General features: G+C 61.7%; 9 protein-coding genes. 1 reads left to right on the top strand and 8 read right to left on the bottom strand.

The window, feature by feature from the left end:
• Window positions 1-7 precede the first annotated feature (7 nt).
• From rpoC to ACK8OE_RS10080, 8 genes are all read right to left on the bottom strand, one after another.
• Entirely contained in the window at window positions 8-4,192 is a 4,185-nt protein-coding gene (rpoC, locus tag ACK8OE_RS10115; protein WP_410272436.1) for a DNA-directed RNA polymerase subunit beta', read from the bottom strand.
• 121 nt (window positions 4,193-4,313) lie between these two features.
• Entirely contained in the window at window positions 4,314-8,387 is a 4,074-nt protein-coding gene (gene rpoB / locus ACK8OE_RS10110; RefSeq protein WP_410272435.1) for a DNA-directed RNA polymerase subunit beta, read from the bottom strand.
• A 308-nt stretch (window positions 8,388-8,695) separates the two neighbouring features.
• Window positions 8,696-9,202 (bottom strand): hypothetical protein, encoded by a 507-nt coding sequence (locus ACK8OE_RS10105; protein WP_410272434.1) that lies wholly within the window; start codon window positions 9,200-9,202, stop codon window positions 8,696-8,698.
• Window positions 9,199-10,431, bottom strand: coding sequence for a hypothetical protein (locus ACK8OE_RS10100; protein WP_410272433.1), 1,233 nt, complete (start codon window positions 10,429-10,431; stop codon window positions 9,199-9,201). Before ACK8OE_RS10100 ends, ACK8OE_RS10105 begins: the two co-directional genes overlap by 4 nt.
• 43 nt (window positions 10,432-10,474) lie before the next feature.
• A complete protein-coding gene (locus ACK8OE_RS10095; protein WP_410272432.1) occupies window positions 10,475-10,912 on the bottom strand; it encodes a hypothetical protein in 438 nt (145 codons plus the stop codon).
• Window positions 10,913-10,969: 57 nt separating this feature from the next.
• Window positions 10,970-12,092, bottom strand: a protein-coding gene (prfB, locus tag ACK8OE_RS10090) for a peptide chain release factor 2 (RefSeq protein WP_126423872.1) whose coding sequence is annotated in 2 segments (ribosomal slippage) — window positions 10,970-12,022 and window positions 12,024-12,092 — 1,122 coding nt in all. Because the reading frame shifts where the segments join, the coding sequence is not laid out codon by codon here.
• Window positions 12,093-12,192: 100 nt separating this feature from the next.
• Window positions 12,193-14,625, bottom strand: a complete 2,433-nt coding sequence (locus tag ACK8OE_RS10085; RefSeq protein WP_410272431.1) for a penicillin-binding protein 1A — start codon at window positions 14,623-14,625, stop codon at window positions 12,193-12,195.
• Between the two features lie 205 nt (window positions 14,626-14,830).
• A complete protein-coding gene (locus ACK8OE_RS10080; protein WP_410272430.1) occupies window positions 14,831-16,063 on the bottom strand; it encodes an N-acetylmuramoyl-L-alanine amidase in 1,233 nt (410 codons plus the stop codon).
• A 626-nt stretch (window positions 16,064-16,689) separates the two neighbouring features.
• Here ACK8OE_RS10080 and ACK8OE_RS10075 point away from each other — a divergent pair.
• The gene (locus ACK8OE_RS10075; RefSeq protein WP_410272429.1) at window positions 16,690-19,386 is read left to right on the top strand and encodes an Rne/Rng family ribonuclease; all 2,697 of its coding nucleotides are present in this window, start codon (window positions 16,690-16,692) and stop codon (window positions 19,384-19,386) included.
• Window positions 19,387-19,489 lie beyond the last annotated feature (103 nt).

Here is a 19,489-nt window from a genome sequence, read left to right as displayed (position 1 = left end):
TTCATGCCTACTCGGCCGCAGGGCCTTCGAGCAGGACTTCCGCCGGCAGCGGTTCCATCGTCTCTTCGCGCTGATGGGCCAGAGCCTCGTCGCGCTTCATGGCGATGCGTTGCAGGCGGCGCAGGTAGGCGCCGGTGCCGACCGGGATCAGGCGGCCGACGATGACGTTTTCCTTCAGGCCGTCGAGGGTGTCGATCTTGCCCTGCACCGAGGCTTCGGTCAGAACGCGCGTCGTTTCCTGGAACGAAGCGGCCGAGAAGAAGCTCTTGGTGTTGAGCGAGGCCTTGGTGATACCGAGCAGGACCGGAGCCGTGAGGGCCGGACGACCACCACGCTTTTCGGCCTTGAGATTCTCGGCTTCCACTTCGCCCTTGTCGAGCTGATCGCCCTTGATGAGGCCGGTATCGCCGGGCTCCAGGATTTCGACCTTTTGCAGCATCTGACGGACCACGACTTCGATGTGCTTGTCGTTGATCGGCACGCCTTGCAGACGATAGACCTCCTGCACCTCGTTGACGAGGTATTCGGCCAGCGCCTCAACGCCCTGAATACGCAGCAGATCGTGCGGATCGGGGTTGCCGTCGATGATGTAGTCGCCCTTCTGGATGATATCGCCGTCATGGACGGAGATATGCTTGCCCTTCGGGATCAGGAATTCGACGGGTTCGCCACCATCCTCCGGGGTGATCTTGATGCGGCGCTTGTTCTTGTAGTCGCGACCGAATTCGACGCGGCCATCCATTTCGGCGATGACGGCGCAATCCTTCGGACGGCGGGCTTCGAACAGTTCGGCGACGCGCGGCAGACCGCCGGTGATGTCGCGGGTCTTGGCGCCTTCGGTCGGGATACGGGCGATGATTTCACCCGGACGGACCTCGTCGCCATTGCCGACGGAGAGAATGGCCCCGACCGGCAGCAGGTAGCGGGCTTCCGCCCCATTCGACAGACGCTTATAGGCGCCGCTGTCATCGACCAGACCGAGCGTCGGACGCAGATCCGCCGCGCGCGAAGAGGCGCGGAAGTCGGTGACGACGCGGTTGGTGATGCCCGTGGCTTCGTCGGTTTCCTCGCGGACCGACTGACCTTCGGTCAGGTCTTCAAAGCGGATCTTACCGCCGACTTCGGTGATGATCGGGGTGGTATAGGGGTCCCACTCCGCCAGACGCTGGCCCTTCTTGACCTCGGTGCCTTCCTCGACGCGCAGACGCGAGCCGTAGGGCACCTTATAGGTTTCGCGATCCTTTCCATCGTGGAAGATGGTGATGATCAGGTTGCGCGACATGGAGATCAGGTCGCCGTGCGAGCCGCGAACGGTCGGAGCCGCCGACAGCTTGATCACGCCGTCCGACGTCGTTTCATAGAAGGACTGCTCGGCCACCTGAGCCGTACCGCCGATGTGGAAGGTACGCATGGTGAGCTGGGTGCCCGGTTCACCAATCGACTGAGCCGCGATGACGCCGACCGCTTCACCCATATTGACGCGGGTGCCGCGGGCCAGGTCACGACCGTAGCAGGCGGCGCAGGTGCCCTGTTCGGCCTCACAGGTGAGGACCGAGCGCACCTTGACCGACTGAACGCCGGAGGCTTCGATCTGATCGACGACGTTTTCATCGACATAGGTGTCGGCCGGGACCACGACTTCGCCCGAAGCGACGTCCTTGATGTCTTCGGCCGTGGTGCGACCGAGGACACGCGCGCCCAGAGACACCAGCACGTCACCGCCTTCGACGACGGCGCGCATGGTGATGCCCTTGGTCGTGCCGCAGTCCTCTTCCATGATGATGCAGTCCTGAGCCACGTCCACAAGACGACGGGTCAGGTAACCGGAGTTCGCGGTCTTCAGAGCCGTATCGGCCAGACCCTTACGCGCACCGTGGGTCGAGTTGAAGTATTCAAGAACGGTCAGACCTTCCTTGAAGTTCGAGATGATCGGCGTTTCGATGATCGAACCGTCCGGCTTGGCCATCAGGCCGCGCATCCCGCCGAGCTGCTTCATCTGGGCCTGCGAACCACGGGCACCGGAGTTGGCCATCATGTAGATCGAGTTGATCTCTTTTTCACGGCCATCGTCGGTCTTCAGCTTGCGGCTGATTTCCTTCATCATCTCGTCCGACACGCGGTCGGTCGCCTTAGACCAGGCGTCAACCACCTTGTTGTACTTCTCACCCTTGGTGATCAGACCGTCGGCGTATTGCTGCTCGTATTCTTCCACCAGCTTGCGCGTCTCTTCGACGATGCCGTGCTTGGTTTCGGGGATAACGATGTCGTCCTTACCGAACGAGATACCGGCGCGGGCGGCTTCCTTGAAGCCCAGAGCCATCATCTGGTCGGCGAAGATCACCGTCGCCTTCTGACCGCAGTGGCGATAGACCACGTCGATCAGGTTACCGATTTCCTTCTTGGTCAGGTTCTTTTCCAGAACGCGGACGCCGATGGAGGCGTGCAGCGGCAGCAGGGCAGCGATCTTCATGCGGCCCGGCGTCGTGTCGATGACGCGGGTGCGCTGAACGCCGTCCGGGTCCACTTCGGTGAAGCGGCACTTGACCTTGGCGTGCATGGAAACCACGCCGGCATCAAGCGCCGACTGGATTTCGTTGAGGTCGGCGAAGATCATGCCTTCACCCAGCTCACCGTCCTTGACCAGCGACAGGTAGTAGAGACCCAGCACGATGTCCTGCGACGGCACGATGATCGGCTTGCCGTTGGCGGGGCTGAGGATGTTGTTGGTGGACATCATCAGCACGCGCGCTTCAAGCTGCGCTTCGAGCGACAGGGGCACGTGGACGGCCATCTGGTCGCCGTCGAAGTCGGCGTTGAAGGCCGAACAGACGAGCGGGTGCAGACGGATCGCCTTGCCTTCGATCAGCTTCGGTTCAAAGGCCTGAATGCCGAGGCGGTGCAGCGTCGGGGCGCGGTTGAGCAGGACCGGGTGTTCGCGGATCACCTCTTCGAGGATGTCCCACACCTGCGGCTGCTCGCGCTCGACCATGCGCTTGGACTGCTTGACGGTGCCCGACAGGCCCTTGGCGTCGAGACGCGCATAGATGAAGGGCTTGAACAGTTCCAGCGCCATCTTCTTGGGCAGGCCGCATTCGTGCAGCTTCAGTTCCGGACCGACGGTGATAACCGAACGACCGGAATAGTCCACGCGCTTGCCGAGCAGGTTCTGACGGAAGCGACCCTGCTTACCCTTCAGCATGTCGGCCAGCGACTTCAGCGGACGCTTGTTGGCGCCGGTGATGACGCGACCGCGACGGCCGTTGTCAAACAGGGCATCGACCGATTCCTGCAACATCCGCTTTTCATTGCGGATGATGATGTCCGGCGCGCGCAGTTCCATCAGGCGCTTCAAACGGTTGTTGCGGTTGATGACGCGGCGATAGAGGTCGTTGAGGTCCGAGGTGGCGAAACGGCCACCGTCCAGCGGCACCAGCGGGCGCAGTTCCGGCGGAATGACCGGCACGACCGTCAGCACCATCCATTCCGGACGGTTGCCGGATTCGATGAAGTTTTCGATCAGCTTGAGGCGCTTGGAGGCCTTCTTGGCCTTCATTTCCGACGGATTGTCGGCCAGCTCGGCGCGCAGCTTGTCGGCGACCTCGTTGAGGTCCATCGACATCAGCATGTTGCGGATGGCTTCGGCCCCGATCTCAGCAGTGAAGCTGTCGTCGCCGAACTCTTCCTGATAGCGGTAATACTCGTCTTCGCTGAGCAGCGAGTTGAGCTTCAGCGGCGTCAGGCCCGGCTCGGTGACGATGTAGTTTTCGAAGTACAGAACGCGCTCAACATCCTTCAGCGCCATGTCGAGGAACATGGCGATGCGCGAAGGCAGCGACTTCAGGAACCAGATGTGCGCGACCGGCGACGCCAGCTCGATATGGCCCATGCGTTCACGGCGAACGCGCGACAGGGTCACTTCGACGCCGCACTTTTCGCAGATAATGCCCTTGTACTTCATGCGCTTGTACTTGCCGCACAGGCATTCGTAGTCCTTGGTCGGACCGAAGATACGGGCGCAGAACAGGCCGTCACGTTCCGGCTTGAACGTGCGGTAATTGATGGTTTCCGGCTTCTTGATCTCACCGAACGACCACGACAGGATCTTTTCAGGCGAGGCCAGGGTGATGCGGATCTGGTCGAAGGTCGGGGCGACCTGGACCGGATTGAAGATATTGAGGACTTCCTGGTTCATATGAATTCCAGCTTTCCGTCATTAGAACTTAGTGGGCAGCGATGCGGGGGCAGGCCCCCTCCACCACTTCGTGGTCCCCCTCCCCCGCTACGCAGGGGAGGAGCGTAGGCGAAGGTCAGGACTATCCCTGCCCGTTTTCCAGTTCCACGTTCAGACCCAGCGAACGCATTTCCTTGATCAGGACGTTGAAGCTTTCCGGGATACCGGCTTCGAAGCTATCGTCGCCGCGGACGATGGCTTCGTACACCTTGGTCCGGCCGGCCACGTCGTCCGACTTCACAGTCAGCATTTCCTGCAGGGTATAGGCGGCACCATAGGCTTCCAGAGCCCAGACCTCCATTTCCCCGAAGCGCTGACCGCCGAACTGCGCCTTACCGCCCAGCGGCTGCTGGGTGACGAGCGAGTATGGCCCGATGGAGCGTGCGTGGATCTTGTCATCGACAAGGTGGTGCAGCTTCAGCATGTAGATGATGCCGACGGTGACCGGACGCTTGAACTGCTCACCCGTCAGACCATCGTACAGGATCGACTGACCCGAACGATCGAGACCGGCAAACTCAAGCATGTTCTCGATGTCGCTGATGTGCGCACCGTCGAAGACCGGAGTCGCAATCGGCACGCCACGCGCGAGGTTCTTGGCCAGCTGGATCAGCTCTTCTTCCGTTTCCGGCAGTTCCTGATCGGCACCGTAAGCGCCCTTCAGGTGGTCGATGAGCGCCTGCTTCTGACCGCCATTCTGCCACTCTTCGAGCAGGTTGGTGATCTGCTTGCCAATATTGGCGCAGGCCCAGCCGAGGTGGGTTTCGAAGATCTGACCGACGTTCATGCGCGACGGCACGCCCAGCGGGTTCAGCACGATATCGACGTGCTCACCATCGGCGAGGAACGGCATGTCTTCGACCGGGAGGATCTTGGAGATAACCCCCTTGTTGCCGTGACGGCCGGCCATCTTGTCGCCCGGCTGAAGCTTGCGCTTCACGGCCACGAAGACCTTGACCATCTTCATGACGCCCGGCGGCAGTTCGTCGCCGCGTTGCAGCTTTTCGACCTTGTCCTCGAAGCGACGGTCCAGACGCTTGCGGGCGTCTTCGAACTGGCGCTTCATGGCCTCCAGTTCGCCCATCAGCTTCTCGTCTTCGAGGGCGATCTGCCACCACAGGCCCTTCGAGATTTCGGACAGCTTCTCTTCGGTGATTTCACCGCGACCCAGACCCTTCGGGCCCGAAACGGCGGTCTGACCGAGGATAACTTCCTTCAGGCGACCATAGATGTTGCGCTCAAGGATCGACAGTTCGTCGTCGCGGTCCTTGCCCAGACGCTCGATTTCGGCGCGCTCGATAGCCATGGCGCGTTCATCCTTGTCCACACCGTGACGGTTGAAGACGCGGACTTCCACGATGGTGCCGGCGACGCCGGGGGGCAGACGCAAGCTGGTGTCGCGCACGTCCGAAGCCTTTTCACCGAAGATGGCGCGCAAAAGCTTTTCTTCCGGCGTCATCGGGCTTTCGCCCTTCGGCGTCACCTTGCCGACGAGGATGTCGCCCGGCTGCACTTCGGCACCGATGGCCACGATACCGGCTTCGTCGAGGTTGCGCAGGGCTTCTTCGCCGACGTTCGGGATATCGCGGGTGATTTCTTCCGGCCCAAGCTTCGTATCGCGGGCCATGACTTCAAACTCTTCCAGGTGGATAGAGGTGAAGATGTCGTCGCGCACGATGCGTTCGGAAATCAGGATCGAGTCTTCGAAGTTGTAGCCGTTCCACGGCATGAAGGCCACGAGGACGTTGCGGCCCAGAGCCAGATCGCCGAGGTCGGTCGAAGGACCGTCCGCGATGATGTCACCGGCAGACACCTTGTCACCCACGTTCACGATCGGACGCTGGTTGATACAGGTGTTCTGGTTCGAACGCTGGAACTTCGACAGACGATAGATATCGACGCCCGGCTTGGTGGGGTCAAGCTCATCCGTGGCGCGCACGACGATACGGGTGGCGTCCACCTGCTCGATCACGCCGGTACGACGGGCGGCGATGGTCGCCCCGGAGTCGCGGGCGACGACCGATTCCATGCCGGTGCCGACGAAGGGCGCATCGGCCTTCACCAGCGGCACGGCCTGACGCTGCATGTTCGAACCCATCAGCGCGCGGTTGGCGTCGTCGTTTTCGAGGAACGGGATCAGGGCCGCGGCGACCGAAACGACCTGCTTCGGCGACACGTCCATATAATCGACGGTCGGGGCCGATTGCAGACCCGGCTCACCGTTGACACGGCCCGGCACGAGGTCTTCGACAATGCCTTCGTCACCCAGCTTGATATTGGCCTGGGCGATGACGTGCTTGGACTCTTCCATCGCCGACATATAGACGACTTCGTCCTGTGGCTTGCCGTCGATAACCTTGCGGTACGGGCTTTCGATGAAGCCGTACTTGTTGACGCGGGCGTGGGTGGCCAGCGAGTTGATCAGACCGATGTTCGGGCCTTCCGGCGTTTCAATCGGGCAGATACGGCCATAGTGGGTCGGGTGCACGTCGCGGACTTCGAAGCCCGCGCGTTCGCGCGTCAGACCGCCCGGCCCAAGGGCCGACAGGCGACGCTTGTGCGTGATTTCCGACAGCGGGTTGGTCTGGTCCATGAACTGCGACAGCTGCGACGAGCCGAAGAATTCACGCACCGCCGCCGCGGCCGGCTTGGCGTTGATCAGGTCGTGCGGCATGACGGTGTCGATATCGACCGACGACATGCGCTCCTTGATGGCGCGTTCCATGCGCAGCAGGCCGACGCGGTACTGGTTTTCCAGCAACTCGCCCACCGAACGCACGCGACGGTTACCGAGGTTGTCGATATCGTCGATTTCGCCGCGACCGTCGCGCAGACCGATCAGGATGCGCAGGATCTTCAGAATATCGTCCTTGCGCAGGGTGCGCTCAGAGTCAGCGACGTCCTGCTCAAGACGCATGTTCATCTTGACGCGGCCCACGGCCGACAGGTCGTAGCGCTCCAGTTCGAAGAACAGGCCCTGGAACATGGCTTCGGCGGCTTCGATCGTGGGCGGCTCGCCCGGACGCATGACGCGGTAGATGTCGAACAGCGCGTCTTCACGCGACGTGTTCTTATCGACCCGGAGCGTGTTGCGTAGATAGGCACCCACGGTCACGTGGTCGATATCGAGCACGTCGATGGTGGTGAAGCCCTGCTCTTCCAGCACCTTGATGGCGGCGGGGTCCAGCTCGTCACCGGCTTCGGCGTAGATTTCACCGGTCTCGAAATTGACCGCGTCGCGCGCCAGATACTTGCCATTCAGGGCGTCCGGCGACAGCAGCAGCGCCTTCACCGTGTCGCCCAGCTTCTTGGCGGTCCGCGCCGAAATCTTGGTGCCGGCCTGCGCGACCACTTCGCCCGAGTCGGCGTCGATCAGGTCGAATTCCGGCTTCACCCCGCGCCAGCGCTCGAACTTGTACGGCGTGACCCAACCGGCATCGCGCTTCTCATAGGGCACAACGTCGTAGAAGGTGGTGAGGATTTCTTCGCCGTCCATGCCCAGCGCCGACAGGAAGGTCGTGGCGGGCAGCTTGCGGCGGCGGTCGATACGCACATAGACGATGTCCTTGGCGTCGAATTCGAAATCGAGCCACGAACCGCGGTACGGGATGATGCGCGCGCCGAACAGGAGCTTGCCCGACGAATGGGTCTTGCCCTTGTCGTGGTCGAAGAAGACGCCCGGCGAACGGTGCATCTGAGACACGATCACGCGCTCGGTGCCGTTGACGATAAAGGTGCCCTTGTCCGTCATGAGCGGGATATCGCCCATATAAACGTCCTGCTCCTTGATGTCCTTCACCGAACGGGCACCCGTGTCCTCGTCCGTTTCAAACACGATCAGGCGCAGCTTGACCTTCAGCGGAGCGGCATAGGTGATGTCGCGCTGAATGCACTCTTCGACGTCGTATTTCGGCTCTTCGAACTCATAAGAGACGTATTCGAGGGTCGCACGCTCGTTGAAATCCTTGACCGGGAAGACGCTCTTGAACACGGCTTCCAGACCGTCGTCAACGCGCTCCGAAGCGCGGACGAAACGTTGCAGGAATTGTTCGTAGGAAGAGCGCTGAACCTCGATCAGGTTCGGCATACGGATCGCTTCGGGGATTCGGCCAAAAGACTTCCGAATCCGCTTCTTTTCGGTGAACGATAAGGCCATCGTTGTTCCTGTAAAGCGTTTGAGACGCAGTGAATGTGTCGAGAGACCCCGGATGGGGCATTGAGAAACAGTTGGATGCGCCCGCTCTTTTATGACCGCTTGCGGTCAAAGACGCTGTTTTTCAATAACTTTCCAAACAGAAAGTCAGGCCCCATCGCCGGTGGAAAGAGCAGAAGACCGGCATTCGGGCAGGTTTAAGGACGCAATACGCCTTAAAAGGGAGGATGCCATAGCGCAACTGCCCCCACTTGTCGAGGGGGTGTGGGGGATTATTTTTTGTGATCGTCGCTTCGATGGTCAGGCACACATCACGGCAAGGGCAGCTTCACCGCGCGGCCCGTTTTAATCGTCGGATGACCATTGCGCAGGATCACCTCGGCACCAGCGAATCTGAAAAATATCGGCCAAAACCCGTATGAAGTCAGCGAAGGCCCCTTATCGAAAGCGCCCGTTTCAAGTTCCACTCGGCACGGCGATTGACCTAGTGGTCCGTAAACACACCTGAGTTGCAATCCTCCTGACAGAATACCGTCCAAAGCCTCAGCAATCGCTGCCTCTACTTTGGAATCGTTCATACGAAACCACGAGAATGTAAAAAAGCCGCCCGAAATCCAAAGCTCGTCATTATTCTGCAAACACAGCCATAATGGCCAATCAAGGTCAGGTTGTTGGGGCAGCGTCGCCGCGAGTTCAACCGGAGACGTCTCATCCCACTCCAACTTTAAGGCATACTTATCGGCCAATTGAAGGAAGAGCGAACGAGCGCGCTCAATATTGCGCTCAACTTGCTGTGTTGCGGTATCAGGACCTTTCATTGCAATTGCCGCCCGTACTCCCCGTTGACCAGGTCTTTAAACCCCGGATCGGCAATGGCCTCCCCGGCCCCCAGTGGCTGACCCAGCATAGCGGCGGCGTCCCCGTCCGGCGACCAGTAGAGATTGCCGCTGTGCTGGGCCGACATAAAGCCGTGCGGATTGTCCGGCGCCAGATAGATGCGATGTGGGGCCGTCAGATAGAAGATATTGCGGGTGATGCTCACCCCGGCGTCGCGGTCGCCGGCACAGCCGTTCCAGCAGATCGACCAGAAGATTGCGCGCAGGGACCAGAAGTCCTTGTCAGTAATGTCCGGAATCCGTGTACGGATGATGATGTTGCCGTCGATCTTCAGATCACGGATGCCATTGGTGCCGACGAACTTATCGACATCGTCGCTGATATTGTTGGCGATGGTCACGTCGTGCGTATTGCCAGCGATTTCCAGAAAGCCGCCCTTGGTATTGCGCGACAGATTGTGGTGCACAAAGGTATGGTGCGCGTCGAAGAAACGGTCCTCGCCGTCCAGTTCGACCGCCGCTCCGTCATTGACATAGGCCCCGCCGTAAAAGCCGTAGTTTTCGATGCGGTTGTGCGCCACCTCATTGTGCGGCCCGACGATGACAATGGCCATCGCGCCCCAGTATTCAGTGATGCGCGAGGCATCATGAAAATAATTGCCCCTTACAAGTGAGTTTGCGCCGCGCACGCGAACCCCCACCGGCATGTTGTTGAATTCATTGTTTTTCAGGGTGACGTGGTGGGTGGCAGCATCGGTATAGATCCCGGCCATATCGGTCACCAGTTTGTGCTGATGGCTTTCCTTCCACGGCAAGGGCGGCTCATCCGGCGGAGGGGTGGCCCCGTCGTAGAGGTAGAGGTTTTCGACGGTCACATAGCTGCCGTACACCGACACGACCCGCCCGAATTCCAGCCCGAAGCGCGGATTCATCAGCTTGGGCGCGGGCCCCTCGCCATAGGCGCTGACCACGATGGGTTTGGCCTCGGTGCCGGACTGGGCGATAGTCAGATGCCCGACAAAGGCCGTTCCGCGCGCCAGCAGAATACGGTCGCCGGGCTCAAGCGTCTGGGCATTGACGCGGCTGAGGCTGCGCCAGGGTTGCGCCTGAGTGCCCGGCTGGGCGTCATTACCGCTCGTCCCATTGACGTAGTAGTCCGCCGCCACCACCGGTCCGGCCAGACACCACAGCACACCGATCCATTTCCACATCGCCGCCTCCATTGCCCCTCAGTAAGGCAGGGCGAGCAATGAATTACAAGCCCGGCATCAGGGCCAGACGCGCCACATCCTTCGGTCGTCCGAACAGGCGCAGTAGGGCCGCCTGTTCGCTGAGGGTCGGCACCCGCACCCCTTCGATCCACACATCGCTTTCGATTTGCAATTCACACCAGTCACCTGGCGAAGACACCTGCAATCCGCCCATAAAGTCGATCTCCAGCCCGCCCGGTGGACGATACTGGAAATAAGGGCGGGAGCGAAAGCGGTTATCTGCGCGCGGCGGACTCACCGCCACACCCAAAGCGATCCGGGCGGCCTCAATGACCTCTGAAGGGCCATAAACATCCACGTCGCGTACCGTGACCGGCACCCCGCTCAGAAACAGGGCCGCCGAGCCGATCAGCCACCACGGCTGTTCGACCGGCATCAGACGACGGATCAAATCCAGTGAGCGGCAAAGGTCGGGCGGCATGGGCGTATCGGCTATGGGTACAAAAAAAGCCGAGGCGCAAACCCCGGCTTTTCGGTTTTACTCTTCGACGGCATCGCGGGTCGCGCCGACCCGCTGCGCCAGAGACGCCCCCATGAAGGCATCCAGATCACCGTCCAGAACCCCTTGCGAATCCGAGGTTTCGACGTCGGTACGCAGGTCCTTGACCATCTGATAGGGCTGAAGCACGTAGGAACGAATCTGGTGACCCCAGCCGATATCGGTCTTCTGGTCTTCGAGAGCGGCTTGCGCCGCCTCGCGCTTTTGCAGTTCCAACTCATACAGGCGCGCGCGCAGCATCTTCCACGCTTCGTCGCGGTTGGCGTGCTGCGACCGCCCGGCCTGACAGGCCACGGCGATACCGGTCGGAATGTGCGTCAGACGCACCGCCGAGTCGGTCTTGTTAACGTGCTGACCGCCCGCCCCAGACGCGCGGTAGGTATCGGTGCGCACATCGGCCGGATTGATGTCGATGACGATGGTGTCATCGACCACCGGATAGACCCACACCGAGGCAAAGGAGGTGTGGCGCCGCGCATTGGAATCAAAGGGCGAGATACGCACCAGACGGTGCACCCCGGCCTCAGTCTTCAGCCAGCCATAGGCATTGGTGCCCTTAACCATGATGGTCGCCGACTTGATGCCGGCCTGTTCGCCGGGCGTCTCTTCTTCGATGGTTACCGTCATACCGTGCTGGGTGGCCCAGCGCGTGTACATGCGCAAAAGGATACCGGCCCAGTCGCACGACTCCGTGCCCCCGGCCCCGGAATTGATTTCGACATAGGCGTCGTTGCCGTCTGCTTCGCCGGACAACAGCGCCTCAAGCTCGGCGCGTGCCGCCTTGTCCTTGATGGCTTTCAGCATGGCGCGGGCTTCTTCGAGCAGTTCCTCGTCGCCCTCCATATCGGCCAGCTCGGCATAGTCGAGCGCGTCCTGAAGCTCTTTGGTGAGGCTGTTGACCGCATCGACGCCACCGCTCAGCTTGGTGCGTTCGCGCATCACGGACTGCGCCTCTTCGGGCTTGTCCCACAGCGTCGGATCCTCGACCCGCGCATTCAGTTCGTCGAGACGTCTTAGAGCAACGTCCCAGTCAAAGACGCCTCCTGAGCAATCCGATGGATTGCTCGATGTCCCTGGCCGAAGCCTCAACATCCAGTCGCATTACAATGTCCTTACGGTAAAAAGCGTAGCCGAGCGGGATAGCCGCGCCCACGCAAAATGGCAACACGTTTCGCGGTCAGACGGCCGCGATCGGAAGAGGCTCAGTAAAGAACCTCTTCCTCGATCTCATCGACGTACTTCTTCTTTTTCGGCTGTTCCTGCGGCGTCGCCTGATTGGACGGCTGCCCGGTCAGGCCATCGCGCCACACCTCGGTATAGGGCTTGGGCCCATCCACCACATCGGGGGTGCGCTCGATGGGCTTCGGCTCGGTCCCCGGACGGAAGGCTTCTTCGTGGCCACGGATGGACACATATATCGCTTCCTTGGGCTTGCGGAAGTCCTTGACCGGCTTGTTCTTGGTGGCCGCCGCCATGAAGTCGATAAAGATGGGCAGGGCCGCCGAACCGCCGGTTTCCGACTCACCCAGAGAGCGGTTGTCGTCAAAGCCGACAAACACCCCGGCAACCAGATCGGGCGTGAAGCCGACGAACCACGCCGAGCGGTATTCATTGGTCGTGCCGGTCTTGCCGCCCAGCGGTATGCCCAGCGCACTAGCGCGCGCCGCCGTACCCCTCTGCACCACGCCTTGCAGGAAGGAGTTGATCTGATAGGCGACGATCGGGTCCATCACCTGCTGACCTTCGGGCGTCAGGCGCGGCGATTCCGTGCCGTCAAAGGCGCGGGTGCAACCCGCCGGACACTTACGCTGATCAGCGCGGTAGATGACCTTACCCTGATAATCCTGCACCAGCTCAATCAGGTGCGGCTTGATGCGCCGCCCGCCATTGACGAAGGCCGAATAGGCGGCCGTCAGTTGATAAGGCGTCGTTTCGGTCGAACCCAGCGCGTTCGACAGATAGGGTTCCATACTATCAACCGCACCATATTGCACGACTTTGGCCGCCACCGTCTTCATACCCACCTTATCGGCGAGGCGCACGGTCATGGCGTTACGCGACAGCTCAAGCCCCTTACGCAGGGTTTGCGGCCCGTAATAGGTGCGCGAATAATTCTTGGGCGACCACGCCTCGCCATTGGCCCCCTTGAAGGTGATCGGGCCATCGACGACGATGGAGGCCGGTGTGAAGTCGCCTTCCAGCGCGGTGGCGTAGATGAACGGTTTGATGGCCGAACCCGGCTGACGCTTGGCCTGCGTCGCGCGGTTGAACTTCGACAGCGAGAAGGAGTAACCGCCGACCATAGCCACGACACGGCCCGTCCACGGATCAACCGCGACCAGCGCGCCATTGACCGCCGGCACCTGCTTGAGCGCATAGGCCCCCGTGGCGTCGCGCGCCACATAGATCAGGTCACCGGCCTTGAGCCCTGCCCCGCCCTGCGCCCAAGCCACATCGGAAGCGCGCAAATTGCCATGATTTTCGCCCGCCGGGGCCTCGGCCAGACGAATGGAGCCACCGGCGCGTTCGACCACAGCGACCTGCCAGTCGGGCCGCTCAAACGGAGCCTTGCGCCGTTCGGGCAGCTTGGCTTCGATAGCGGCGGCCTCCTGCTGCCAGCCTTCATTGATGCTGCCAATATTGCCCCACGCGCCGCGCCAGCCATGCCGACGGTCATACAGTTCCAGACCGTCCATCAGGGCCATACGCGCCGCCGTCTGGAGCTTGGGATCAAGCGTGGTCTTCATATAGTAGCCGGCGGAGTAGATATCTTCTCCGAACAGGGCCTTGGAACGGCGCTCGACCTCCGAGACGAAGAAGTCGGCATCGCGGTACTTGGTGCGCTGCGGGGCCGACTGCACCACCAGGTCCTCACGCATGGCGGCCTCGGCCTCGGCCTTGGTCACCCAGCCGACCGACGCCATCTCGCCCAGAATCCAGTTGCGACGGGCAATGGCCTGATCCTTGCGACGGATGGGGTGGTAGTTGTGGGGCCCCTTGGGCAGGGCCGCCAGATAGGCGGTCTCGGCGAGGGTCAACTGATCGACCGACTTGCCGAAATAGTTATAGGCCGCCGTGCCAATCCCGTTCGAGCGATAACCCAGATAGATGTCGTTCAGATAGAGTTCGAGAATCTGTTCCTTGGTCAGCGAGGTTTCCAGCCGCCGCGCCAGAATAAATTCCTTCAGCTTGCGCCCGATGGTCCGCTCGTTCGACAACAGGACGTTCTTGGCCACCTGCTGGGTGATGGTCGATCCGCCTTCGAGGCGGCGGCCCTGCACAAAATTGATGACATTCTTGACCATGGCCCGCGACAGGCCCCCGACATCGACGCCGGAATGGTTGAAGAAGTTGCGGTCTTCGGCGGCCAGAAAGGCGCGGCTGACGCGCTCAGGGATGCGGTTATAGGGGATAAAGATACGGCGTTCCTGCGCAAACTCACCGATCAGCGTGCCGTCCCAGGCAAACAGGCGCGTCGAGGTGGGCGGGCGATAATCGACGATTTCATTGCCGTCGGGCAGGTCGTGGAACAGCCATGCGGCATAGATGGCGATAGCGAAGCCAGCGATGGCCACCATCGACATCAGCACCACCCCCGCCATGGCGAACCAACGCTCAGTGGACTTCACAAACACCCTCCGTCACCGCGACGCGGTTCCGTTACGAAGAGCGTCCGCATCATATTGCGTCGTGTGTATCAAAGCCCGCCCCTCGCGCAAAGCCCTGATCATGGTCATATCCGGCTTATTGCGGGCAAATGCGGCTTATTGGCGACGCTTTACCGCACGAAAAAAGCCCCGCCAAAACGGCAGGGCTTTAGAGGCAAAGGGTTTTGCGGGATCAGCGGGCGACAAACCCGAACGAGGCGTAGCGCACATCATTGGCGAAATACTGGTCGATCGCCTTGACCAGTTGCCCGGCCATCCGGTTGCGATCCCCCGAATCGTTCAGACGCGCCTCGTCCTCAGGGTTGGTGATGAAGCCCATCTCCAGCAGCACGGCGGGGACATCGGCGGCCAGCAGGACCACAAACCCGGCCTGACGGTGGCTGCCCTTGAGCAGGGGTACTGTGCCGTCCATATTGTCGAGCATCAGTTCGGCAAAGGTGGCCGAACGGTTCTTGGTGGCGCGCTGAGTCAGGTCGATCAGGATGCGCCCGACCGTCTTGTCCGTTGCGCCCGTTGGCAAAGCCCAGTCGCCGCGGTTCATGGCGTTGCGCGCCGCCCGTTCGGTGCCGGAATCCGACAGGGTATAGATCGACGCCCCCTTGGTGGCCGTATTCGGCCCGGAATCGGAGTGCAGCGAAATAAACAGGTCGGCATTGGCGTTGCGGGCGATGCGCACGCGGGCGACCTTATCGACATAGACGTCGGAGTCGCGCGTCATGATGACCTTATAGCGACCTGTGGCTTCCAGCCTGGCTTTCAGCGCCTTGGCCGCCGCCAGATTGACGTCCTTCTCCCACGAAGACGCGCCACGCGCACCGGGATCGTGACCGCCGTGACCGGCATCGACGACGATGATCTTCTTGCCCGAGCGCGGTTTGTCAGCCGCTTCAGTGCGCAAGGCGGGGGGTATGGGCGCGGTATCGGCCACGGTCTTGGCAGCGACCACCTGCGGCGCAGGCGCATCCGCGGCAACCACGTCGATCACGTAGCGATAGGTGCTGATCCCATCGGCCGGCGGCAGCAGGAAGCGGCGTGCAATACGGGCATTGCGGCTGAAATCGAGGCGCAGACGGGTCATGCCGGCCGTCGTATCCAGCTTCCAGCCCTTGACAAGCCCCTGCCCCTGCCCGCTCAGCGCCGCACCGACATCGATACCGGACAGGCCCAGAACGGCGCGCTGCTGGTCTTCCTCACGGCTGAGGAGTTCCCCCTTGGCCGAGGATTGCAGATCGATGACCAGTCGCGTCTGATTCGGTGCGCCGCCCAGGCGTACATTGACCACATCACCGCTGGAGGCCGCTTCGACCGGGTTAATGTCTGCGGTCGCAATCACGATGGCACCCGCCATCAGGGCGGCCAGCCATAGCTGACCATTGCCGGCCAAACGCCACGCACGTCGGATCATTCACCCGCTCCACCAAAACACCGTGGACACCTTTCTGGTGTCGCTGCTTTTGCATTGTGACAGAATGGATACACGATGCGGGTAGCGATCTCGTTAACAACAAAAATAATTGCGTGCTTTTCTTTTGCGCCGCCTTGTTGCATATTCGCCCCGTCCGTGCACGGCGTCTTCGTCAGACCTTGTCTTATAAACGATTCTGACAGACGTTTGTGTCCGTTGCCGGTGTCTGGCCTGCGAGATTTTGAAGGTCGCACGCGCCCCACACCGGACCAAACACCTCCTTGAAGAGGCACTGCCCGTTCCTGTGCGACCGGTCAGACCGTCTTCCGGCGACATAGTCCGTCACAGGATAAATCGCCACCCGAATGAAATTCACCGGCGCGTCCGCCAAAGGGGCCTCTATCGGCACCGGGACGCTTCGGCCAAAGCGTACTAAGGTTTACAACACCCTATGGGCTGTGCCGCTCATTTGAACAGGCTCCGGACTTCTGCCGCTCCGCGCACCTCGCGCGCCGGACCGGGCCTTTGCGCACGCCTCTCACCCCAAATCAGTCAGCGCCCCCTGTCACCGCCCGGCCCTGTGTCCGGCGCGGCGTCCAGGCGTGCGCGCTGCGGAGATCGCGTTAATGTCGAAAACCATGTTAATCGACGCGACGCACGCGGAAGAGACCCGCGTCGTCGTTCTGAACGGCTCAAAAGTTGAGGAATTCGATTTTGAAAGCCACGCCCGCAAGCAATTGCGCGGCAACATCTATCTCGCCAAGGTCACCCGCGTAGAGCCCTCGCTTCAGGCGGCCTTCGTTGAGTATGGCGGTAATCGTCACGGCTTTCTGGCCTTCAACGAAATCCACCCGGACTATTATCAGATACCGGTCGCCGACCGCGAAAAGCTGATGGCCGAGCTAGCGGCGCAGGCCGCCGCTAATGGCCATGACGACGCCGAGGACGAGGATCACGAAGACGACGGCGACGACCTGCCTGACGAGGAGCGCCGCCTGCGCGCCCACCTGATCAAGCGCTACAAGATTCAGGAAGTCATCAAACGTCGTCAGATCCTGCTGGTGCAGGTGGTCAAGGAAGAACGCGGCAACAAGGGCGCGGCGCTCACCACCTATCTGTCGCTGGCCGGGCGCTACTGCGTGCTGATGCCCAATACGGCGCGCGGCGGCGGCATCAGCCGCAAGATCACCAACGGAGCCGACCGCAAGCGGCTGAAGGCTGTGGCGCAATCGCTCGACGTGCCGCAGGGCATGGGCCTGATCGTGCGCACGGCGGGGGCCAAGCGCACCAAGCAGGAGATCAAGCGCGACTACGACTACCTGCTGCGCGTGTGGGAAAACATCCGCGAAACGACTCTGCGTTCCAACGCGCCGGCGCTGATCTATGAGGAGGAAGACCTCGTCAAGCGCGCCATCCGCGACCTATTCGACAAGGATTTCGACCACGTGCAGGTCGAGGGCGTCGAAGGCTACAAGTCCGCCAAGGACTTCATGCGCATGATCATGCCGTCGCAGGCGAAGAAGATCCAGCTCTATAACGGCGGGATGCCGCTGTTTGCGCGCCACGGCATAGACGACATCCTCAACCGTATCTATTCGCCGGTCGTGCCGCTGCGTTCGGGCGGCTATCTGGTCATCAACCAGACCGAAGCACTGGTCGCCATCGACGTCAACTCCGGTAAATCGACCAAGGAGCGCAATATCGAGGCGACGGCGCTCAAGACCAATCTTGAAGCCGCCGAAGAGGCCGCGCGTCAGATGCGTCTGCGCGATCTGGCCGGTCTGGTGGTCATCGACTTCATCGACATGGATGAGTCGAAGAACAACCGCGCCGTCGAAAAGAAGCTCAAGGACGCCCTCAGCGAAGACCGCGCCCGTATCCAGATGGGCAAGATTTCGGGCTTCGGCCTGATGGAGATCAGCCGTCAGCGCCGCCGCACCGGCTTCCTCGAAGGCACGACGGTCATCTGTCCCCACTGCGAAGGCATGGGCCGCGTCCGTTCGACCGACTCCTCGGCGCTGGCGGCCATGCGCGCCATCGACCTTGAGGCCATGACCAATGGCGCGGGCGCCATCACCATCAAGCTGCCGCAGGCCGTGGCCCTGTACATCCTCAACGAAAAACAGGTGCATCTGGCCAAGCTGCGCCTCGAATGGGGTCTGAAGGTCAATGTCGAGATCGACTCCGACCTGAACCACGCCGAATTCGAGATCGTGCGCACCGTGCACGCCGATGAGGTGGAGTTCACGCCGCCCGTTCGTCCCGATCCGATCATCGACCTTGGCCCCGACCCGGACTACGACGAGGACGAGGACGAAGACGTCATCGCCATCGACGAAGAGGCCATCGAGCGCGAAGACACGGATGATGATGAGGCCTCTGAGCGCGCCGAAGCGCGTGAGGACCGCGATGACCGGCGTGGCCGCCGTCGCCGACGTCGCCGTGGCCGTCAGGACAACGAGCCGCGCGTCGAAGCGGAAACGACGGAGGCCGAGGCCAGCGATGCTGACGCCGACAGCGAAGACGAGGATGGCGACGAGGACGGCGATTTCCGCCGCAACCGTCGCCGCCGTCGCGGTCGTCGCGGTGGCCGTCGCAACGGTCCGGACGCCCGTCCGCGCGAGGCCTATGCCTGGGTGCGCGCCCGCACGCCGTCGCTGGAAGAGCCCTATGTGTGGATCGACCCGTTCGACGAATCACAGGGCAAGCGCGCGCCGCAACCGGGCGAAACACCGGACGGTTTCGATGTGATCGAAGTAGCCGCCGAAACACCGGCGATCGCGGCAGATGCGCCCGAAGCGACCTCGGTGCTGGGGGCTGCCACTCAGGCCCCGACCTCGCTGGTGCCCGAAGACCTGCGCGATCAGCCCGCCCCCAAGGGCAAACGTCCACCGCGCAAGCGCCGTGGCAAGGCCGAAGCCGAAGCGAGCGAAACGGTCGCGGTCGCCGCTGAGCCTGCCGCGATGGAAACCGCGCCTGAGCCGGTCACTGACGCCGTCCCGGAAGTGGTGGCCGAAGCCGTTGCGGAAGAGGTGGTCAAACCGGCGCGCAAGACCCGCTCACGCAAGAAGAAGACCGACGAGCCGGTGGCCGAGATCGCCGCAGAGCCCGCACTGGCCGTCGAACCGGCGGTGATGGAAACGGCGGTGGAACCCGCGCCGGTCGAAGCCGTCGTCGAAACCGCTCCGGAACCCGTCATTGCGGAACCGGTGCTGGAAAGCGAACCGATGAGCGGCAGCTTCGCCCCGACCGCGCCAGAGCCCGATCCGGCGGAAATCAACACCCCGCCCGCCAAGCCCAAGCGCGGTTGGTGGCGCCGATAGACCCAAAAGGCCCGCAGTGTTAGCGTTGCGGGCCTTTTGTTTACAGCCAGCCATCCGGCTTTTCCGGTTGTGTGGGGGCCTTAGATTTGTCACTGTTACCGCC

Source organism: Asticcacaulis sp. W401b, from assembly GCF_046503825.1.
Taxonomy (GTDB): Bacteria; Pseudomonadota; Alphaproteobacteria; order Caulobacterales; family Caulobacteraceae; genus Asticcacaulis.
Note: the sequence above shows the minus strand (reverse complement) of the source record. Positions and strands in the feature narration are given on the sequence as shown.

Bases quoted from the DNA above. Each gene is read 5' to 3' on its own strand.
- ACK8OE_RS10105 (WP_410272434.1), bottom strand. From the start codon at position 9,202: ATGAAAGGTCCTGATACCGCAACACAGCAAGTTGAGCGCAATATTGAG.
- ACK8OE_RS10095 (WP_410272432.1), bottom strand. From the start codon at position 10,912: ATGCCGCCCGACCTTTGCCGCTCACTGGATTTGATCCGTCGTCTGATG.
- rpoC (WP_410272436.1), bottom strand. From the start codon at position 4,192: ATGAACCAGGAAGTCCTCAATATCTTCAATCCGGTCCAGGTCGCCCCG.
- ACK8OE_RS10080 (WP_410272430.1), bottom strand. From the start codon at position 16,063: ATGATCCGACGTGCGTGGCGTTTGGCCGGCAATGGTCAGCTATGGCTG.
- ACK8OE_RS10100 (WP_410272433.1), bottom strand. From the start codon at position 10,431: ATGTGGAAATGGATCGGTGTGCTGTGGTGTCTGGCCGGACCGGTGGTG.
- rpoB (WP_410272435.1), bottom strand. From the start codon at position 8,387: ATGGCCTTATCGTTCACCGAAAAGAAGCGGATTCGGAAGTCTTTTGGC.
- ACK8OE_RS10075 (WP_410272429.1), top strand. From the start codon at position 16,690: ATGTCGAAAACCATGTTAATCGACGCGACGCACGCGGAAGAGACCCGC.